At 49.1% G+C, this 15,725-nt stretch carries 14 protein-coding genes; 10 read left to right on the top strand and 4 right to left on the bottom strand.

The window, feature by feature from the left end; translation table 11 throughout:
- Positions 1 to 182 precede the first annotated feature (182 nt).
- Positions 183 to 521, bottom strand: coding sequence for a hypothetical protein (locus NE473_RS12175; RefSeq protein WP_055650376.1), 339 nt, complete (start codon positions 519 to 521; stop codon positions 183 to 185).
- Positions 522 to 538: 17 nt separating this feature from the next.
- The gene (locus tag NE473_RS12170; protein WP_055650464.1) at positions 539 to 1,312 is read right to left on the bottom strand and encodes an SDR family oxidoreductase; all 774 of its coding nucleotides are present in this window, start codon (positions 1,310 to 1,312) and stop codon (positions 539 to 541) included.
- Positions 1,313 to 1,548: 236 nt separating this feature from the next.
- Between NE473_RS12170 and NE473_RS12165 the strand changes: the two genes are divergently transcribed.
- Together NE473_RS12165 and glf are read left to right on the top strand one after the other, a co-directional pair.
- Positions 1,549 to 2,979 carry a glutamate synthase-related protein gene (locus NE473_RS12165; protein ID WP_055650377.1) on the top strand — a complete coding sequence of 477 codons (1,431 nt, stop codon included), beginning with the start codon at positions 1,549 to 1,551 and terminating at the stop codon, positions 2,977 to 2,979.
- A gap of 188 nt (positions 2,980 to 3,167) precedes the next feature.
- On the top strand, positions 3,168 to 4,271 hold the full coding sequence (gene glf / locus NE473_RS12160; RefSeq protein WP_055650378.1) for a UDP-galactopyranose mutase: 1,104 nt from the start codon (positions 3,168 to 3,170) through the stop codon (positions 4,269 to 4,271).
- A 104-nt stretch (positions 4,272 to 4,375) separates the two neighbouring features.
- On the opposite strand, the gene NE473_RS12155 is transcribed toward glf, so the two are convergent.
- Positions 4,376 to 6,223, bottom strand: coding sequence for an aminotransferase class I/II-fold pyridoxal phosphate-dependent enzyme (locus NE473_RS12155; RefSeq protein WP_055650379.1), 1,848 nt, complete (start codon positions 6,221 to 6,223; stop codon positions 4,376 to 4,378).
- 284 nt (positions 6,224 to 6,507) lie between these two features.
- Here NE473_RS12155 and NE473_RS12150 point away from each other — a divergent pair, with 284 nt between their 5' ends.
- Complete coding sequence (locus tag NE473_RS12150; protein ID WP_022031765.1) at positions 6,508 to 7,902, top strand: L,D-transpeptidase family protein; 1,395 nt, start codon at positions 6,508 to 6,510, stop codon at positions 7,900 to 7,902.
- A 74-nt stretch (positions 7,903 to 7,976) separates the two neighbouring features.
- Here NE473_RS12150 and NE473_RS12145 read toward each other — a convergent pair whose 3' ends face one another.
- Positions 7,977 to 8,855, bottom strand: a complete 879-nt coding sequence (locus NE473_RS12145) for a LysR family transcriptional regulator (protein WP_155560816.1) — start codon at positions 8,853 to 8,855, stop codon at positions 7,977 to 7,979.
- 163 nt (positions 8,856 to 9,018) lie between these two features.
- Here NE473_RS12145 and sdaAB point away from each other — a divergent pair, with 163 nt between their 5' ends.
- From sdaAB to NE473_RS12110, 7 genes are all read left to right on the top strand, one after another.
- Positions 9,019 to 9,687, top strand: a complete 669-nt coding sequence (gene sdaAB / locus NE473_RS12140; protein WP_006773843.1) for an L-serine ammonia-lyase, iron-sulfur-dependent subunit beta — start codon at positions 9,019 to 9,021, stop codon at positions 9,685 to 9,687.
- Positions 9,688 to 9,754: 67 nt separating this feature from the next.
- Positions 9,755 to 10,630 (top strand): L-serine ammonia-lyase, iron-sulfur-dependent, subunit alpha, encoded by an 876-nt coding sequence (gene sdaAA, locus NE473_RS12135; RefSeq protein WP_055650465.1) that lies wholly within the window; start codon positions 9,755 to 9,757, stop codon positions 10,628 to 10,630.
- Positions 10,631 to 10,737: 107 nt separating this feature from the next.
- A complete protein-coding gene (locus NE473_RS12130) occupies positions 10,738 to 11,634 on the top strand; it encodes a LicD family protein (RefSeq protein ID WP_055650382.1) in 897 nt (298 codons plus the stop codon).
- The gene (locus NE473_RS12125; protein ID WP_055650383.1) at positions 11,631 to 12,935 is read left to right on the top strand and encodes a lipopolysaccharide biosynthesis protein; all 1,305 of its coding nucleotides are present in this window, start codon (positions 11,631 to 11,633) and stop codon (positions 12,933 to 12,935) included. The genes NE473_RS12130 and NE473_RS12125 overlap by 4 nt, the downstream gene beginning before the upstream one ends.
- 2 nt (positions 12,936 to 12,937) lie before the next feature.
- On the top strand, positions 12,938 to 13,633 hold the full coding sequence (locus NE473_RS12120) for a glycosyltransferase family 2 protein (RefSeq protein WP_006773848.1): 696 nt from the start codon (positions 12,938 to 12,940) through the stop codon (positions 13,631 to 13,633).
- Between the two features lie 18 nt (positions 13,634 to 13,651).
- A complete protein-coding gene (locus NE473_RS12115; RefSeq protein ID WP_006773849.1) occupies positions 13,652 to 14,044 on the top strand; it encodes a DUF2304 domain-containing protein in 393 nt (130 codons plus the stop codon).
- On the top strand, positions 14,025 to 15,677 hold the full coding sequence (locus tag NE473_RS12110; protein WP_055650384.1) for a DUF2142 domain-containing protein: 1,653 nt from the start codon (positions 14,025 to 14,027) through the stop codon (positions 15,675 to 15,677). The genes NE473_RS12115 and NE473_RS12110 overlap by 20 nt, the downstream gene beginning before the upstream one ends.
- The last annotated feature ends 48 nt before the right edge of the window (positions 15,678 to 15,725 follow it).

The raw sequence follows: 15,725 nt of genomic DNA, 5'->3' as shown, positions 1-15,725 counted from the left end.
CAGAGGCTATTATGATTTAGCCACAGCCTATCAGTCCGTGCACGTCAACCGTTGAAACCGCCGTGTACCGAACGGTATGCACGGTGGTGTGAGAGGACGGGAGTTAATCACTCCCTCCTACTCGATTGGTATATCAGATTTTTATACAGGAACAGCCATTCCTGAGGCAGGAATCTGCTGATTTACAGCGGATAGATATTCAGCCGCTTTATCTTACCGTTCTCGTCCGTTTCGGATAAGAATGCGGTAACCGGTACAACGTGGTCGTGGTATGTGATAAAGTACCAGACGGTATTGTCTCCCACGTATTTGACACTGTGAATCGGAAATGGCCCGCCGTTGAACCCGAATTTGTGGTGGAACATCATTTCCACAGCCATCTTTCCTTCCAGATGAATAGTGTCCATACCAGCCTTTATGACGGACGAATCGTGAAGGACACCGTATTCATTAAATAAATCGGCCAGTGCTGCTTCGTCGCCCTTTTTCATGCATTCAATATACTGCTCTAATATTGTCATCACATTTTCCTCCTTATCTAAATCTGCTCTGAACGAAGAAGGGCGTCAATGCCGCCGTCAACGAACAGTATGACTCCGTTGATTCCGCTTGCCAGCGGTGAAGCCAGGAATACGATTCCATTGGCGATCTCCTGGGCGTCTAAGAATTCCCTGCGCCCGTAACGCGTCGGTATCGGAATTAATAAGGCGGCTTCCATCTGGGCGTCTGTCATACCCTGTGTCATCGGTGTGGTCGTGTTGCCGGGGGCCACGGAGTTGATTCTCAGTCCGTCTACGGCCCAGGAAGGAGATATCCGGCGTACCCAGCGGGCAAGTGCATGTTTGGAGGAACTGTAGCAGGAAGGGGTCTGATTTCTGGGGATATCTTCCGCCAGTTCCAGGATTCTGTCTTCGTCCATGACGTTGGAGAGCATATCAACCCAGTCCATACGTACCGTCATGTTGGTGATGGAGTTGGAGGAGGTGATGACACAGTTCCCGCGTTTCTTCTTTAGTAATGGTCTTAACCCTTCCGCTAACTGAATGCTGGCGAAAAAGTTTAAGGCAAATATCATCTTGGGTGGTGCGGTGGGACCGACACCCGCATTGCAGATCAGAACATCAATGCCGTCAGGATATTTCTCAAAAACTGCTTCGATGGCTCCCTGGCGTCCTTCTTTCGTCGATAAATCAGCCAGGTAGTCTCCGCCCTTATAATCGATGTTAAATACCTCATGGCCCTGATCCAGTAATGTCTTTCGTACTGCTGCTCCGATTCCGGTTGTTCCGCCGGTAATTACATATGTACTCACTGTTCTTACCTCTCTTTCTTCCATCTGTTTCCATTACACAATTAAATAATAGTAATTATTATTAACTTATGAAAACAGCATACCACGTAATAAATTGATTGTCAATTAAAATAAAAAATTCACAATCTATTATTAAAAAATGAGAAAATTGGTATTGTTGTTGCACAAAAATGGTGGTAAACTGGGACTATAAAAAAGCCCGCAGAAGAAAAGCGGTGAGAGAGAGGAGACGAAACATGGCGAGATTTCAGTGTGGTGTGTGTGGATTTGTTTATGATGAGGAAAAAGAAGGAATGCCTTTGGAAAATCTGAAACAGTGCCCGGTGTGCAGACAGCCGGCCACCGTGTTTGTTCCGTTAAAGGAAGCAGAAGAGGAAGCTGTACTTACGAAAGAGGCGTCCGCATCTGTCGAATCCCTTAACGTCGATGAAGATGGACCAGGAGGTCTGGAATATGATCCCAAATATGCAAGACAGGACAGTTCCTGCCGTTATATGAAGGAGATCCATGAGATGGCGGTGAGCGGGAAGACCATCATCGACGCCATGGGCACGAAGATGGCCATGCCAAACTGGGATGAGATTCTGATTCTCGGTGCGCAGCTGAATCCGCCGCCTCTTATGGAGCATGACCCGGTAAACATCACCACGGTGATTGGCAAACACGCAAAAAAGCCCATGGTACTGGACGGGCCGGTCTACATATCCCACATGTCCTTTGGAGCGATGTCGAAGGAGATGAAGGTGGCGCTGGCAGAGGGAAGTGCCATGGCCAGGACAGCCATGTGCAGCGGCGAAGGCGGAATTCTGCCGGAGGAGAAGGCAGCGGCATACCGGTATATATTTGAGTATGTTCCCAATAAATACAGTGTGACGCCTGAGAACCTGCAGGAAGCTGATGCGATTGAGATTAAGATCGGCCAGGGAACGAAGCCGGGGATGGGCGGCCATCTCCCGGGAGAAAAGGTAACTCCGGAGATCGCAGCGATCCGTAATAAACCGCTTGGACAGGATGTAATCAGCCCTTCCAAATTTGAAGATATACGCAGTAAAGAGGATTTGAGGGATCTTGTAACCCAGCTGCGTCTTGCATCTGATGGACGCCCGGTCGGAATCAAGATCGCGGCGGGAAAAATCGAAAAGGATTTGGAGTTCTGCGTGTTTGCAGAGCCTGATTTTATTACGATAGACGGCAGAGGAGGCGCCACAGGAGCCAGCCCGAAGCTGGTACGGGATTCTACCAGCGTTCCTACTGTATTTGCGCTTTCCCGGGCGAGAAAATATCTGGATGAGGCCGGTGCTGATATCGATCTGGTAATTACAGGCGGCCTTCGTGTCTCCTCCGATTTTGCAAAGGCCATTGCCATGGGCGCGGATGCCGTGGCGATAGCGTCCGCGGGTCTGATCGCGGCAGCATGTCAGCAGTATCGGATCTGTGGAAGCGGAAACTGCCCGGTAGGAGCGGCCACTCAGAATCCTGAACTGAGAAAACGGTTAAATGGAAGCGCCGCCGCCGCGAGGGTAGGAAACTTTCTTACATGCACCTTTGAAGAACTGCGAACCTATGCGCGGATTACCGGTCATGAAGATATTCATGATATGACAGTAGAGGATCTGTGCACGATTAGCAGAGAGATATCGGATTTTACAGATATCAGGCATGCGTAAGTCTGCTGATACCAGAGCGTGTTTGAAAATCGCTTTCCTGGCTGGCTTTTCCGGTCAAGAAGATGAGCCGTCTGGACTGTTACAATTCCACAGTAACAGCATTTGTGTCCACGCTGCCGTTATTTACATTTCCGAACGGATATAGTACAATGGAGGGCAGATGATTACAGAACAGGAGAACAGGAACCATGAAAAAGTATGATTATGTCCTGGTAGGAAGCGGGCTTTATTCCGGAGTATTCGCATACCTTGCAGGGAAAAAGGGAAAAAAGTGTCTGGTTGTGGAAAAAAGGGATCATATCGGCGGCAATATTTACTGTGAGGATGTGGAAGGCATTCACGTTCATTGCTATGGCGCTCATATTTTCCACACCAGCAACCGGGAAGTCTGGAAATTTGTGAACGAGCTGGCAGAGTTTAACCGTTATACCAACAGCCCGGTGGCTAATTATAAGGGTGAAATGTATAATATGCCATTTAATATGAACACCTTCAGCAGGATGTGGGGCGTCTCCACACCGGAGGAGGCGAAAAAGAAGATCGAGGAGCAGAAGGCGTCTGTAAAGGGCGAACCGAAGAATCTGGAGGAGCAGGCCATCAGTCTGGTGGGCATGGATCTGTATCAGAAACTGATTAAGGGGTATACGGAGAAACAGTGGGGACGTGACTGTAAAGATCTCCCGGCCTTTATCATTAAACGGATCCCGGTGCGCTTTACGTATGACAACAACTATTTTAATGATCTCTATCAGGGTATCCCGATTGGCGGTTATAATGTGATCATGGAAAAGCTGTTCGAGGGCTGCGATATTAAGAATGGTGTGGATTATTTAGAGCATAAAGAGCATTATGACAGCCTGGGAGAGACGGTGGTCTATACAGGTACGATTGATGCTTACTTTGGATACTGCTATGGGAAGCTGGAGTACAGAAGTCTGCGTTTTGAGACAGAGACGGTGGATACGGATAATTACCAGGGAGTTGCCGTGGTAAACTACACGGACAGAGAAACTCCATATACGAGAGTTATCGAGCACAAGCATTTCGAGTTCGGCACGCAGCCGAAGTCTGTAATTACCCGGGAATATCCGGTGACATGGAGCGAGGGAATGGAGCCGTACTATCCGGTCAATGATGAGAAAAACCAGGCGCTGTTCCAGAAATATGCAGCTCTTGCGGATGGTGAGAAAAACGTAATCTTCGGTGGCAGGCTCGGTGAATATAAGTATTACGATATGGATAAGGTGATTGAATCGGCGATGAAAAAGGCCGGGGAAGTGCTGGGAATATAAAAGAGAAATTAACAGCCCTTTTATCAATGCAGTACTTCGCATTCCCTTACTACAAAAGGATCGGCAAATATATTTGCTGATCCTTTTGTATATCCCATCTCTGTTTATAAACTCTCGTCGCTGCAGGCTATCGCCTTAAGCGCCGCAATGAGTCTGCAATTATCTTCTGCATTTCTGACTGCAATTCTTACATACTGCCTTCCATTATGCAGTTTTGATGTGAGGTCCTTGATGAAAATATCATGCTTTAACAGTTCGCAGGCAATCTCCCGGCTGGTGCGGCCTTCCGTGACCTCACACATTACATAGTTTGCCTGGGAGGGAATCGGCCGGAGATATGGCACAGAGTCTAACTCTTTGACCAGTTGCCTTCTGTCTGCGGCCAGCTTCTTTAAGGATTCACGATAATCCTTTTTGTATTTTTCGCTGTTCTGCATAAAGAATTCGCCGAAGGAGTTGATGTTCCAGATCGGCGCTTCTCTCTTTAACAGGGTAATCATGGCCTCGTCGGAACTTGCCAGAACACCCAGCCGGATTCCGGGAACTCCATAGGATTTGGAGATGCTTTTTACAACGAAGAGTCCGCTGTAAGAGTGCAGCACCTCCTCATTGATCAGGGAAAGATCCAGGGCCTCTGTATCTCCCGGCAGCTCCGCAAAATCAGAGAAGCTTTCATCAATTATGAGGCGAATGGAATTCTTCCTGCCCCAGTCAATCAGTTTTTTAAGTCCTTCGCTGTCAATGTAATTGCCGCTTGGATTATCGGGGTTAATGAGAACAAGTGTTCTGACCACATGGTCCGGGCTTCCAAAGTATTCAATTAAATCTTCAGCCGTATAGGAAAAATCTTCATTATCCGGTGTAAAGACAACCGATAATGCGCTGTCATAGCGGTTGGGATATTCCTCGAAGGTAGGACGGATAAAGCCTGTAGGCCCTTCTGTGTGTTCCATAAGTACCTTAATCAGCTCCGCGGCGCCATTTCCAATCACGATGTGCTCCTGCCGCACGCCAAAATTTCTGGAGGCCAGCAGACTGTTGATCCGCATGCCGGAGGGGTATTCCGAGATCAGAATCTCAAAATTGGATTTCATCTCGTCAAGCATCTTCTGAGGCGGAAAATAGGGATTGACGAGATAGCAGAAGTCCAGCAGCTTCGGATAACGCCAGTGACCGCCGTAACGGGAAGCAATCGCGTCATAGCGCTTCTCTATGGTATCGGCGAAGAGGCTCTCCGCAATATCCAGATCCTGAATGTCATCGATCTCGTACCAGACTTGTCCGCTCAGCCTCTTGGCTTTGATCTCCTTTGTCTCAAGCAGTGCGATGAGCTTGATTACGGATTCATAGTATTCGTTGTTGCCCATGGCCTTCGCATACGCTTCGAGGAAGGGAACATATGTGTTTGCGGAAAAATGCTGACTGAATTTATAGATGTTTACAGTCTTATAGTAGCCGCCTTTGTCTTCAAATTTTAAATATTTGCCTGGGATGAAATCTTTGATGGAGTCGTCGTCATCTAACACCATGCAGGTTCCGTCCATCCAGCTTGCAAACTTATCCACCAGGGCCAGCGTCTCTCTGGGATCTTCGATCAGGATATCCACCAGAGCTTCCTCAAAAATGATGTCAGATTCAAAGAGCAGCGTGTCTTCCGATATCAGGGATTCTTTTGCCAGTGCCAGGGAATAGATGTTGTTTGTCTTGTCGTAAACCTCATTGTTGACAAAGCAGACTGGAGTCTGAATGCCCAGTGTGGTGATATAGTCCATAAGCTTCCTGCCTTCATATCCAACCACAATGATAATTCTGGAAAGCTGCTTTTTATCGAGAATGCGCAGCGCGCGTTCAATTAAGGTAGTCCCGTTTACCTTTACCATACACTTCGTATTTTCCGCGGTATATTCCTTCAGTCTTTTTCCCATACCTGCGGCCAGGATAATTGCCTGCATCACGTTCCTCCAATCTGTGTCCGTTTACGGACGCTTTGAGATTCAGAACTATTTTATCACAGGAGGGGGACGATTACAATGCAGAAACGTATGGCACACCACCAATGGAGGATTATGGAATTGCTGGAATTATTAAGAATTCTTACAATTTTCTTATAAAATTACGATTTTCTCCGATGCTTTACTTTTAAAAAACGCTATAGTATAATGAGATTATCTGCTTTTTAGAGTATGGAATGCCCGTTTCTTTCGGGAAAAAACGGATGTATCAGGAGGATAAGGATATGTTACAGGCATTGAAAAAGGCGGCGGCTGTCGCAGCGCTTGCCGCTTTCATGGTGTTGGGATGCATGACGGCTTTTGCCGACGATGAGATACAGAATCCACCGTCTCCCCATGTTGTATATCAGGTGTTTACCAATGGTCAGTGGAAGAATGAGGCCATGGACAGGCAGCCGGCATCAGATTCGGCATCGCCGGTGGAAGGCTTAAAGGTATGGCTTACCGGTGTGGATGGTACTATTTCCTACCGCGTATACTTACACGACGGCGGCTGGCAGGGCTGGGTTTCTGACGGCGCTGTGGCAGGCGGAGAGAATACCGGTAATCAGATTGAAGCTGTACAGATGAAGCTTGGCGGATATGCCGGACAGGTGCTGGACGTCTGGTACCGTGCAACTGTATCAGGCAGGGAAAAGCTTGGACTGGCAAAGACGGGAAGTCCGGCTGGAACCGTAGGGGAAGGAGCGCCCTTAACGAGTCTGGAAGCTTATTTAACGGAAGTGAATCACAATGAGAGCGACGGTACCCCGGCTGTCAGAACGAACTTCCCATTTGGATTTTATGATGACAACGGCGTGACACGCTACACAGATGTTCCGGGCGGTATCTATACGGGCTGGGTCGATCACGACGGCGTACGTTACTATGTCAGAGATAATTCTTTCCTGACCGGCTGGCAGTACATAGATGGATTGAAATTCTATTTTGATGAACAGGGAAAGCTGGTTCAGGATCTGGATCCGATTATCGGGATTCAGAGTTCTTACGTGATTAAGATCAACAAGCAGTTAAATACACTGGTTCCATACGCCAAGGATGGCGACAACGGATATATTATTCCGGTTAAATCGATGCTCTGTTCCGTCGGTGACGATACTCCCTTAGGAACCTTCCACACACCGGAAAAGTACCGGTGGCGTCTGATGGTAAACGATACGTACACGCAGTATGCTACCAGAATTACGGCTGGACAGGGATTTCTGATCCATTCGATCTGTTACGACAAACCCGATATCTATACGATGCAGTCGGTGGGCTATAACGGGCTGGGCGTGGTGCGTTCCCTTGGCTGTATCCGTCTGACCGCACAGAATGCAAAGTGGGTGTATGATAACTGCCCGATCGGTACTACGATTGAGATATTCGAAGATCCGGTAAATGTGGGACCATATTATAAACCAACCATAACTCCGATTCCGGTTGAACAGACATGGGACCCGACGGATCCGCTGGTAAGTGAAGATGTTAAGAATCAGGCAGCTGCAGAACAGCAGGAAGAAGCAGCGCGCCGCCAGGCGGAAGAGCAGGCTGCAGCCGAACAGAGAGCAGCAGAGGAAGCCGCGAGAGCAGCCGAAGAGGCAGCAAAACAGGAGATAGGACCGGGATACGGCCTGTAAACCGGTAAGATAAAGGAACAGTGATGAATCTGTTGTGAACAGAGGCATCACTGTTTTTGTATAATCACGAACTTCTATTCCAGGGAGGCCAGCCGTATGAACTCATCCATTTCCCTGGTTTTCCATTTATCTTTGTGATAAAAAATCTGGCGGTACATGGAAGCGTGAAAATCTATGACATCAAGAACACGGATGTGCCCGCTTTCGGCGCTTTCCTCGACGGCAAATCTGGGGAGAAAGGAAAGGCCCTTGTTTTCTTCGATCATTTTGAGGATAAACTCTGTATTGCTGATCTCCAGAAATGGGGTAAGCAGGATGTTCTTAGAGGCGAGATAACGGTCGAAGGCCTTTCTGTAATTGGCATTTTTTTCCGTCAGGAAGAATGGCTCCCCCAGCAGCTCCTCCAGCCGGACTTTCTTTTTGTCTGCCAGCGGGAAGGAAGGGGAGGAGAGGAAAACGATCTCTTCCTTCTGTTCCATGACCTTATACCAGTTGCTGTTAAAGCGCGGCTCGTCCAGAATATAGATCAGATCCAGCTGATTGCGTTCCATCATTTCGATCAGTTCTTCCGGCGGCGCCGTGGTGATCTGCACCGCTACTTTTGGATGATTCTCTCTGAAATAGCGGAGAATGGAGGGGAATTTTGAGAAACACAGCGATTCGATCGTACCCACGTGAAGTGGATTCTCAAGCTCCGCTCCGCCGCTGACAGACAGCTTTGCCCGGTTGACCTCATATAGGATATCATATGCACTCGTGAGGAAACGGCTGCCCTGGGGCGTAAGCGTTACCTTTCGTCCAATCCGGTCAAAGAGCCTGGTCCCCAGTTCCTCTTCCAGAAGCCGAATCTGGACGGTAACGGCGGACTGTGAATAACCAAGGCTCTCTGCAGCCTTTGAGAAACTCTGAAGCTGGGCTGCCCGGATCAATGTGCTTAACTGCCGAAGTTCCATTTGCTTCCTGTCCTCCTTTCAAAAGGGAAAAAATTGATGAAAATTATTCAATAAGTACATAAAATATATGAATTGGATTCATACATAATGCCATGATATAATGAGACCATAAAGATGTCAACCGTGAAATGATAAAAACAGGAAACGGTGCAGGGAGGTTATCATGTCATTTATCAGTGTTTTTGATGTATTAGGGCCCAATATGATCGGCCCCTCCAGTTCCCACACGGCTGGGACAGCTGTTATCGCGTATCTGGCTCAGAAGATGATAAACGGGCCGCTTAAAAAAGTGGAATTTACGCTCTATGGTTCCTTTGCAAAAACGTACCGGGGACACGGTACGGATCGTGCGCTTTTAGGGGGAATCATGGGATTTTCCACAGATGACACAAGAATCCGGGATTCCTTCCGGATTGCAGAAGAGCGCGGCCTTGAGTATCATTTTATCGTGAATGAGACGGATACGGATATTTATCCGAATACCGTCGATATCAGGATGGAAAATGAGGCCGGACAGGTCATGACCGTGCGGGGGGAATCTCTGGGAGGCGGAAAAGTCCGAATCGTGCGAATCAACCAGGTGAAGGTGGATTTCACCGGGGAATACAGTGCGGTTATCGTCGTGCACCAGGACAAGCCCGGTGTGGCTGCCCATATCACGAAGGTGTTAAGTGACTGCAGCGTCAACATTGCTTTTATGAGAATTTTTCGTGAAGCAAAGGGGCATACCGCTTATACCATTGTTGAATCTGATAACCGCCTGCCCGGGAATATAACTGAAACACTGAGAGAAAACATACATGTACATGATGTAATGATCGTACAGTCGTAAGTAACAGGGCCGCCCGTGTACTGATGCCGGAAGGCACCGGGCGGTACGAATGAGGAGAAGAGAAATGATGGATTTTAAAAATGCCAGAGAGCTTCTGGAATTATGCAGCGAGAACCAGTGCCCGATATCAGCTGTTATGCGGGAGAGAGAATGTGATCAGGGAGAGACGACAGCCGAAGAGGCGGATGATCGTATGCGGCGCGTGCTGGAAATTATGCGTTCTTCCGCATACGAGCCGATTGAAAAACCGGGGAAATCCATGGGCGGCCTGATCGGCGGGGAGGCCAGGAAGCTGTCTGCCCGCAGAGAAAATGGAAAGGCTGTCTGCGGCACTGTCATGAGCCGTGCAATCACTTACGCCATGGCCGTTCTGGAGGTGAATTCCTCCATGGGACTGATCGTAGCGGCTCCTACAGCCGGCTCTTCGGGGATTGTCCCGGGGCTTTTGCTGGCGCTCCAGGAAGAGTATGGGCTGGCTGACGACAGACTGATCGACGCGCTTTACAACGCCGGTGCGATTGGCTATCTGGCTATGCGCAACGCTACGGTGGCCGGAGCAGTAGGCGGCTGCCAGGCCGAAGTCGGAATCGCTTCCGCCATGGCAGCATCAGCTGCAGTAGAACTGATGGAGGGAACTCCGGAGCAGTGCCTCTATGCCGCCTCCACGGTCCTTATGAATATGCTTGGACTGGTCTGTGATCCCGTAGGCGGCCTGGTAGAATATCCCTGCCAGAACCGCAATGCTTCCGGGGCAGCCAATGCCCTGATTGCCGCAGAGATTTCCCTGAGCGGGATCAGGCAGCTGATTCCGTTTGATGAGATGCTGGCTACCATGTATTCTGTGGGAAAGAAACTGCCTTCCGAGCTGCGGGAGACGGCTCTTGGCGGATGTGCGTCGGCTCCGTCGGCGTGCCAGTTATGCCATTTGATGAGTGAAACGTAAGGAGGTCCGAGGTTCCAATTCACAGGCTATTTTAAAATCTCCGTTTACTTTTCCCCTCCAATATTGTAGAATAAAACGGAACATTGTTAGAAATTGGAGGCAGACGGATGGCAGGTTTTTATGAACCGGAGATCCTTTCCCGTGTACAACAGATGGAATTGGAGATACTTAAGGATGTCATGGAGCTGTGTGACAGCCACGGGCTTCTCTGTTTTGGTATGGCGGGGACAGCGATCGGAGCGATTCGGCATAAGGGATTTATTCCCTGGGATGATGACATTGACGTTGCCATGCCAAGGAAGGATTTTGAGTGCCTTTTGAAGCTGGTGGAAGAAAAGCTCGGTGATAAGTATTACGTCTTAAACTGGCGGACCAGTGAGAATTATCCGCTGATGACGACGAGGATCTGCCGCCGCGGCACCAGATTCGTGGATTCTCCCATGAGGGATGTGGACAGCCCTCTCGGTGTTTTTTTAGATATGTACGTATATGATGATATACCGGATTCCGGGTTTCTCATGAAGCTTCAGGCATGGGAGGCCTGGTTTTTCAGTAAACTTTTAATACTGCGGTCGATTCCCCGGCCTTATCTGGCTCAGACGGGATGGAAGGCGAAGCTGATCACGGCTGTCTGCATCGCGGTGCATCACGCGCTTAAGGGGCTTTGCATCTCCAAGCGGGGACTGGCTTCCCGCTGTGAAAAGATCTGCCGCCGTTATGAGGGGAAGAATACGAAGCGTATGGCCTTTTATCCGGATACGAATCCATTCTGGAACGTGGTGGAAAAGGCGGCGTTTTCACCGGGACTGAAGCTGGATTTTGAGGGATTCAAGCTGGTATTTCCGAGAACAGAGCATGATATTCTGACTTATATGTACGGGGATTATATGCAGATGCCTCCGATAGAGAAAAGGAAGACTCATTATCCTTATATTCTCGACCTGGGAGACGGTACAGTACTGTCGGAAGAGACGGTCACAGACAGAGGAATGAAGAAGACATGAAATGGCTCAGACAAAGGATGTTCGGCAGTCTAAGCACAGGAACTGCCGCAATCGACCGGCAGAATATTGCCTGGAACATGATCGGAAGCCTGATTTATGCCGGCTCCAGCATGATTCTGACTGCTCTGGTTAATCACTTAATCGGTCCGGAGCAGGGCGGTATCTTCGGATTTGCGTTCAGCACATTTGGTCAGCAGATGTTTCTGGTGGCTTATTTTGGTATGCGGCCGCTTCAGAGCACCGATGTGAATCAGGCGTATACCTTCGGAGAGTACCGGAGGGTCAGGCTCTATACGTGTATGGCGGCTGTTCTGTTCGGTATTTCTTATATTTTTGTTAATACTTACTTCGTTCCGAACGGGTATTCGCGTCAGAAGACACTGGTTGTTTTTCTGATGGTGGTTTATAAGGTGCTGGACGGCTTCGCTGATGTCTATGAATCTGAATTTCAACGGGCCGGACGCCTGTATCTGACCGGAAAAGCAATGGCTTACCGGACGATTCTGTCGGTCATCCTGTTTCTGGGCACGCTCTTTTTGACGCGGGAGCTGGTATTTTCCTGTGTAATTGCGGTGCTGGCCCAGGCAGCCGGAATTCTGCTGTTTGACTGGAATCTCATGAAGCTGGTGCCCGGAGTGGACATTTCGCGTGCAGCGGGGAAATCCATGGCTCTGGTCCGGGAATCGTTCCTTCTGTTTCTGTCAGTCTTCCTCGATGGTCTGATCTTTGCTATGGCTAAATATGCGGTGGATGCGCAGATGACTGCAACGGATACCGCCATCTTTGTGGCAGTCTTTATGCCCACCTCTGTCATCAATCTGGCGGCCAATTTTGTGATACGGCCGTTTTTGACGAAGATGTCCTATCAGTGGGAGGGAAAGAAGTTTGATGAGTTTACCCGGGATTTAAAGAAACTGATGGCCATTATACTAATATTAACGATTATTGCGCTGGCCGGTGCATGGGCGATCGGTGTGCCGGTGCTGGGGGCAATCTCTAATGTGAAGCTGGCGCCTTATAAGTCCGGACTTCTGTACATTATTCTCGGCGGCGGATTCTTTGCAGTCATGAATCTGTTTTATTATGTGCTTGTTATAATGAAATGCCAGCGCAGGATCTTCTTCGGATACGTTCCCGTGTGCATTCTGTCCGCGATTCTTTCGTTTCTGCTTGTGAAGACCGGAGGGATCAACGGTGGGGCATTGTCCTATATGCTGGAAATGCTGGTGCTTATGATGTGCTTTATGGGACAGGCATTCTACGTATTTTACAGGACGAAGAAACAACAGGGAGGACGTTAGCCATGGACAAGGTGCTGGTGATTATACCTGCATATAATGAGGCCCTCAATATCGAGCGGGTTGTGACGAGACTGCAGGAGGAATATCCCATATACGATTATGTGATCGTCAATGACGGCTCTGCGGATGAGACTGCGGCGATCTGCCGGAGCCGCGGATTTCAGCTGATCGATCTGCCTGTCAATTTAGGGCTGGCAGGGGCGTTTCAGACAGGACTGAAATACGCATACCGCAGAGGATACCGTTACGCGATCCAGTTTGACGGCGACGGGCAGCATCGGCCGGAATACATTGGAGCAATGCGGGAAAAAATGGATGAGGGATACGACATCGTGATTGGTTCCCGTTTCGTCACGGAGAAGAAGCCGAATTCCATGCGCATGCTGGGAAGCAGACTGCTCTCAGGGGCGATTCGTCTGACAACCGGCGTCTCCGTCTCCGATCCCACCTCCGGGATGCGCATGTTTAATGAGCGCATGATCCGGGAGTTTGCAGAAGGCTTAAACTATGGCCCGGAACCGGATACGATTTCCTATCTGTTAAAACAGGGCGCACGGGTCGCAGAGATCCAGGTGACGATGGATGAGAGAATTCTCGGTGAGAGTTACTTAAAGCCTGTGAGCGCCGCCCGGTACATGGGGAAAATGATGTTTTCCATCCTGCTTGTACAGAATTTTCGGAAACGCGGCAGAAGATAAGAGAAGGGAGAACGTGCGATGACCGTTATACTTCGGTGTGTACTGATTGTAGTTTCCATACTGCTGACATTCTTTGTGCTGAAAAAGATCCGGCAGTCTAAGGTGAAGATTGAGGATTCCATATTTTGGGTGATGTTCGCCCTGATGATGGTGGTATTCAGCATTTTCCCGGGATTGGCTGACATTCTGTCTGATTTTGTCGGAACGTATTCCACATCCAATTTCATCTTTATGTTTGTGATCTTTATCCTGCTGGTGAAGGTGTTCTTCCTGTCTCTTAAGATTTCCCAGCTGGAAAGCAGGGTGACGGAGCTGATCCAGCAGCTGGCTCTCGACAGAAAGGAAGAAGCAGACAGAAAGAGGGCGGCTGACAGGGAGGAAGAGGCACGTGATGAAAGCAGATACTGTTAAAAATAAAAAGAAAATAAGTCTCCAAACTGCAAAAGAGATCGCGGGACAGAGCGGCCTGTGGATGGCGGCAGCCACGATCCTTTTTCTTATTGTAGTCTTTGTAAAGCCGTATCACAGTGTGATTGACGCCATTCCCTCTCCGGATTATGAGTCTGTGCGCCTGTTTTATATCTGGATTTTGCGGCTTGGGATCCTGTTTCTGGCTGTTCTTGCCGGTATCCTGTGGGTATACGGGAAGAAACCAGGCTGGCTGTTTCCGGTTACCATAATCTGCCTGGGATTCTTTTACATGATGATTCTGCCGCCGTTTTCAGCTCCGGATGAACCGCGTCATTTCGTCAGCGCTTACCGGCTGTCAAACCAGATTATGGGAAAGGAAGCGGTGGCGGATGAGTCGTTCCTTTTATCGGCGTCGGATCAGGAGAAGGAATATATCGCCCGGGGCGGCAATGTTCTGGTGCGGGAGCAGGATGGCAGGGAGGAACCGTATTCCAGTGTGGGAAGAGATTCTTATGCGCTGATGCTTAGGGAACTGTTTACAAAGAACACAGGGGGCGGTACCACGGTCCGTTTCGAGGCGCCGGTGAACACGACGCCGGTCGTCTACTTACCTCAGGCACTGGGGATTTCCCTGGCAAGAGTGCTGCACCTGGGATATATTCCGCTCATCTATATGGGACGTCTGTTCAATCTTCTGGCATTTGCCGGAATGGCATGGCTGGCGGTTCGCATCATGCCGTTTAAGAAAGAATTGTTTCAGGCCGTAAGTCTTCTGCCCATGACGCTTCACCTGGCCGCTTCTCTGTCATACGATGCAGCGCTCATCGGCCTGTCGTTTCTGTTTTTTGCCTGGTGTTTTTATCTGGCCTATGAGAAGAAGCAGATCGGAATCCGGGACACGGTGGTTCTGGGACTTCTTCTGGTTCTTTTAGAGCCGTGTAAAATCGTGTATCTGCCGCTGGCCGGTATCTGTCTTCTGATTCCTGCGTCGAAATTCGGCACAAAGAAACAGTACTGGATATCGGTAGCTGCGGTGATTGCGGTAATGGCGCTGGCTATTTTCTTAATTAATAACGTGGTTCTGTCTGCCTGGATTCAGGATACGGAGAATATAATCAGCTGGGAAGGCGGTGCGGCCGGTTATACGATTCAGGATATCTTAAAGCAGCCGTACCAGGCGTTCCTGATTTACTACGAGACACTGGTGACACAGTTCGATTACTATCAGGCCACTATGCTGGGCGGTTATCTGGGGAATCTTGACCCGAATCTGACGGTGCCGTATTTCTGCCTGTATCTGCTGTGGGGAATTTTGATCGTGAGCTCTGTGCGGAAGGCTGGAGAGCACACTCCCATGAAAACTGGTCATAAAGTCTGGATTGCGGTTTTGGCCTTCTTAAGTATAGTTCTGGTGCTGACATCCATGCTTTTGGGCTGGACGCCTAAAGGCTTTACCTATATCGCAGGGATTCAGGGGAGGTATTTCCTGCCGATTCTTCCGCTTGTCCTGCTGATGCTCTATGGGGATAATCTGACAGTGAAACGGGATTATTCACGGGGAACCTATTATCTGGAGTGTTTCGTCAGTATTTACGCGCTTGTGAGAATCTGTTCCATGACCTGTATCAGATAATTATGGGAAATAAAGATAGAATAACTGATATACCGTAGAAAGGCTGAA

The sequence above is a fragment of the Hungatella sp. SL.1.14 genome, assembly GCF_024460495.1.
Lineage (GTDB): Bacteria > Bacillota > Clostridia > Lachnospirales > Lachnospiraceae > Hungatella > Hungatella hathewayi.
This window is presented reverse-complemented; position numbering and strand designations above follow the sequence as displayed.

Coding starts and splice junctions, on each gene's coding strand:
- NE473_RS12175 (WP_055650376.1), bottom strand. CDS start 521: ATGACAATATTAGAGCAGTATATTGAATGCATGAAAAAGGGCGACGAA.
- NE473_RS12165 (WP_055650377.1), top strand. CDS start 1,549: ATGGCGAGATTTCAGTGTGGTGTGTGTGGATTTGTTTATGATGAGGAA.
- glf (WP_055650378.1), top strand. CDS start 3,168: ATGAAAAAGTATGATTATGTCCTGGTAGGAAGCGGGCTTTATTCCGGA.
- NE473_RS12155 (WP_055650379.1), bottom strand. CDS start 6,223: ATGCAGGCAATTATCCTGGCCGCAGGTATGGGAAAAAGACTGAAGGAA.
- NE473_RS12150 (WP_022031765.1), top strand. CDS start 6,508: ATGTTACAGGCATTGAAAAAGGCGGCGGCTGTCGCAGCGCTTGCCGCT.
- NE473_RS12145 (WP_155560816.1), bottom strand. CDS start 8,855: ATGGAACTTCGGCAGTTAAGCACATTGATCCGGGCAGCCCAGCTTCAG.
- sdaAB (WP_006773843.1), top strand. CDS start 9,019: ATGTCATTTATCAGTGTTTTTGATGTATTAGGGCCCAATATGATCGGC.
- sdaAA (WP_055650465.1), top strand. CDS start 9,755: ATGGATTTTAAAAATGCCAGAGAGCTTCTGGAATTATGCAGCGAGAAC.
- NE473_RS12130 (WP_055650382.1), top strand. CDS start 10,738: ATGGCAGGTTTTTATGAACCGGAGATCCTTTCCCGTGTACAACAGATG.
- NE473_RS12125 (WP_055650383.1), top strand. CDS start 11,631: ATGAAATGGCTCAGACAAAGGATGTTCGGCAGTCTAAGCACAGGAACT.
- NE473_RS12120 (WP_006773848.1), top strand. CDS start 12,938: ATGGACAAGGTGCTGGTGATTATACCTGCATATAATGAGGCCCTCAAT.
- NE473_RS12115 (WP_006773849.1), top strand. CDS start 13,652: ATGACCGTTATACTTCGGTGTGTACTGATTGTAGTTTCCATACTGCTG.
- NE473_RS12110 (WP_055650384.1), top strand. CDS start 14,025: ATGAAAGCAGATACTGTTAAAAATAAAAAGAAAATAAGTCTCCAAACT.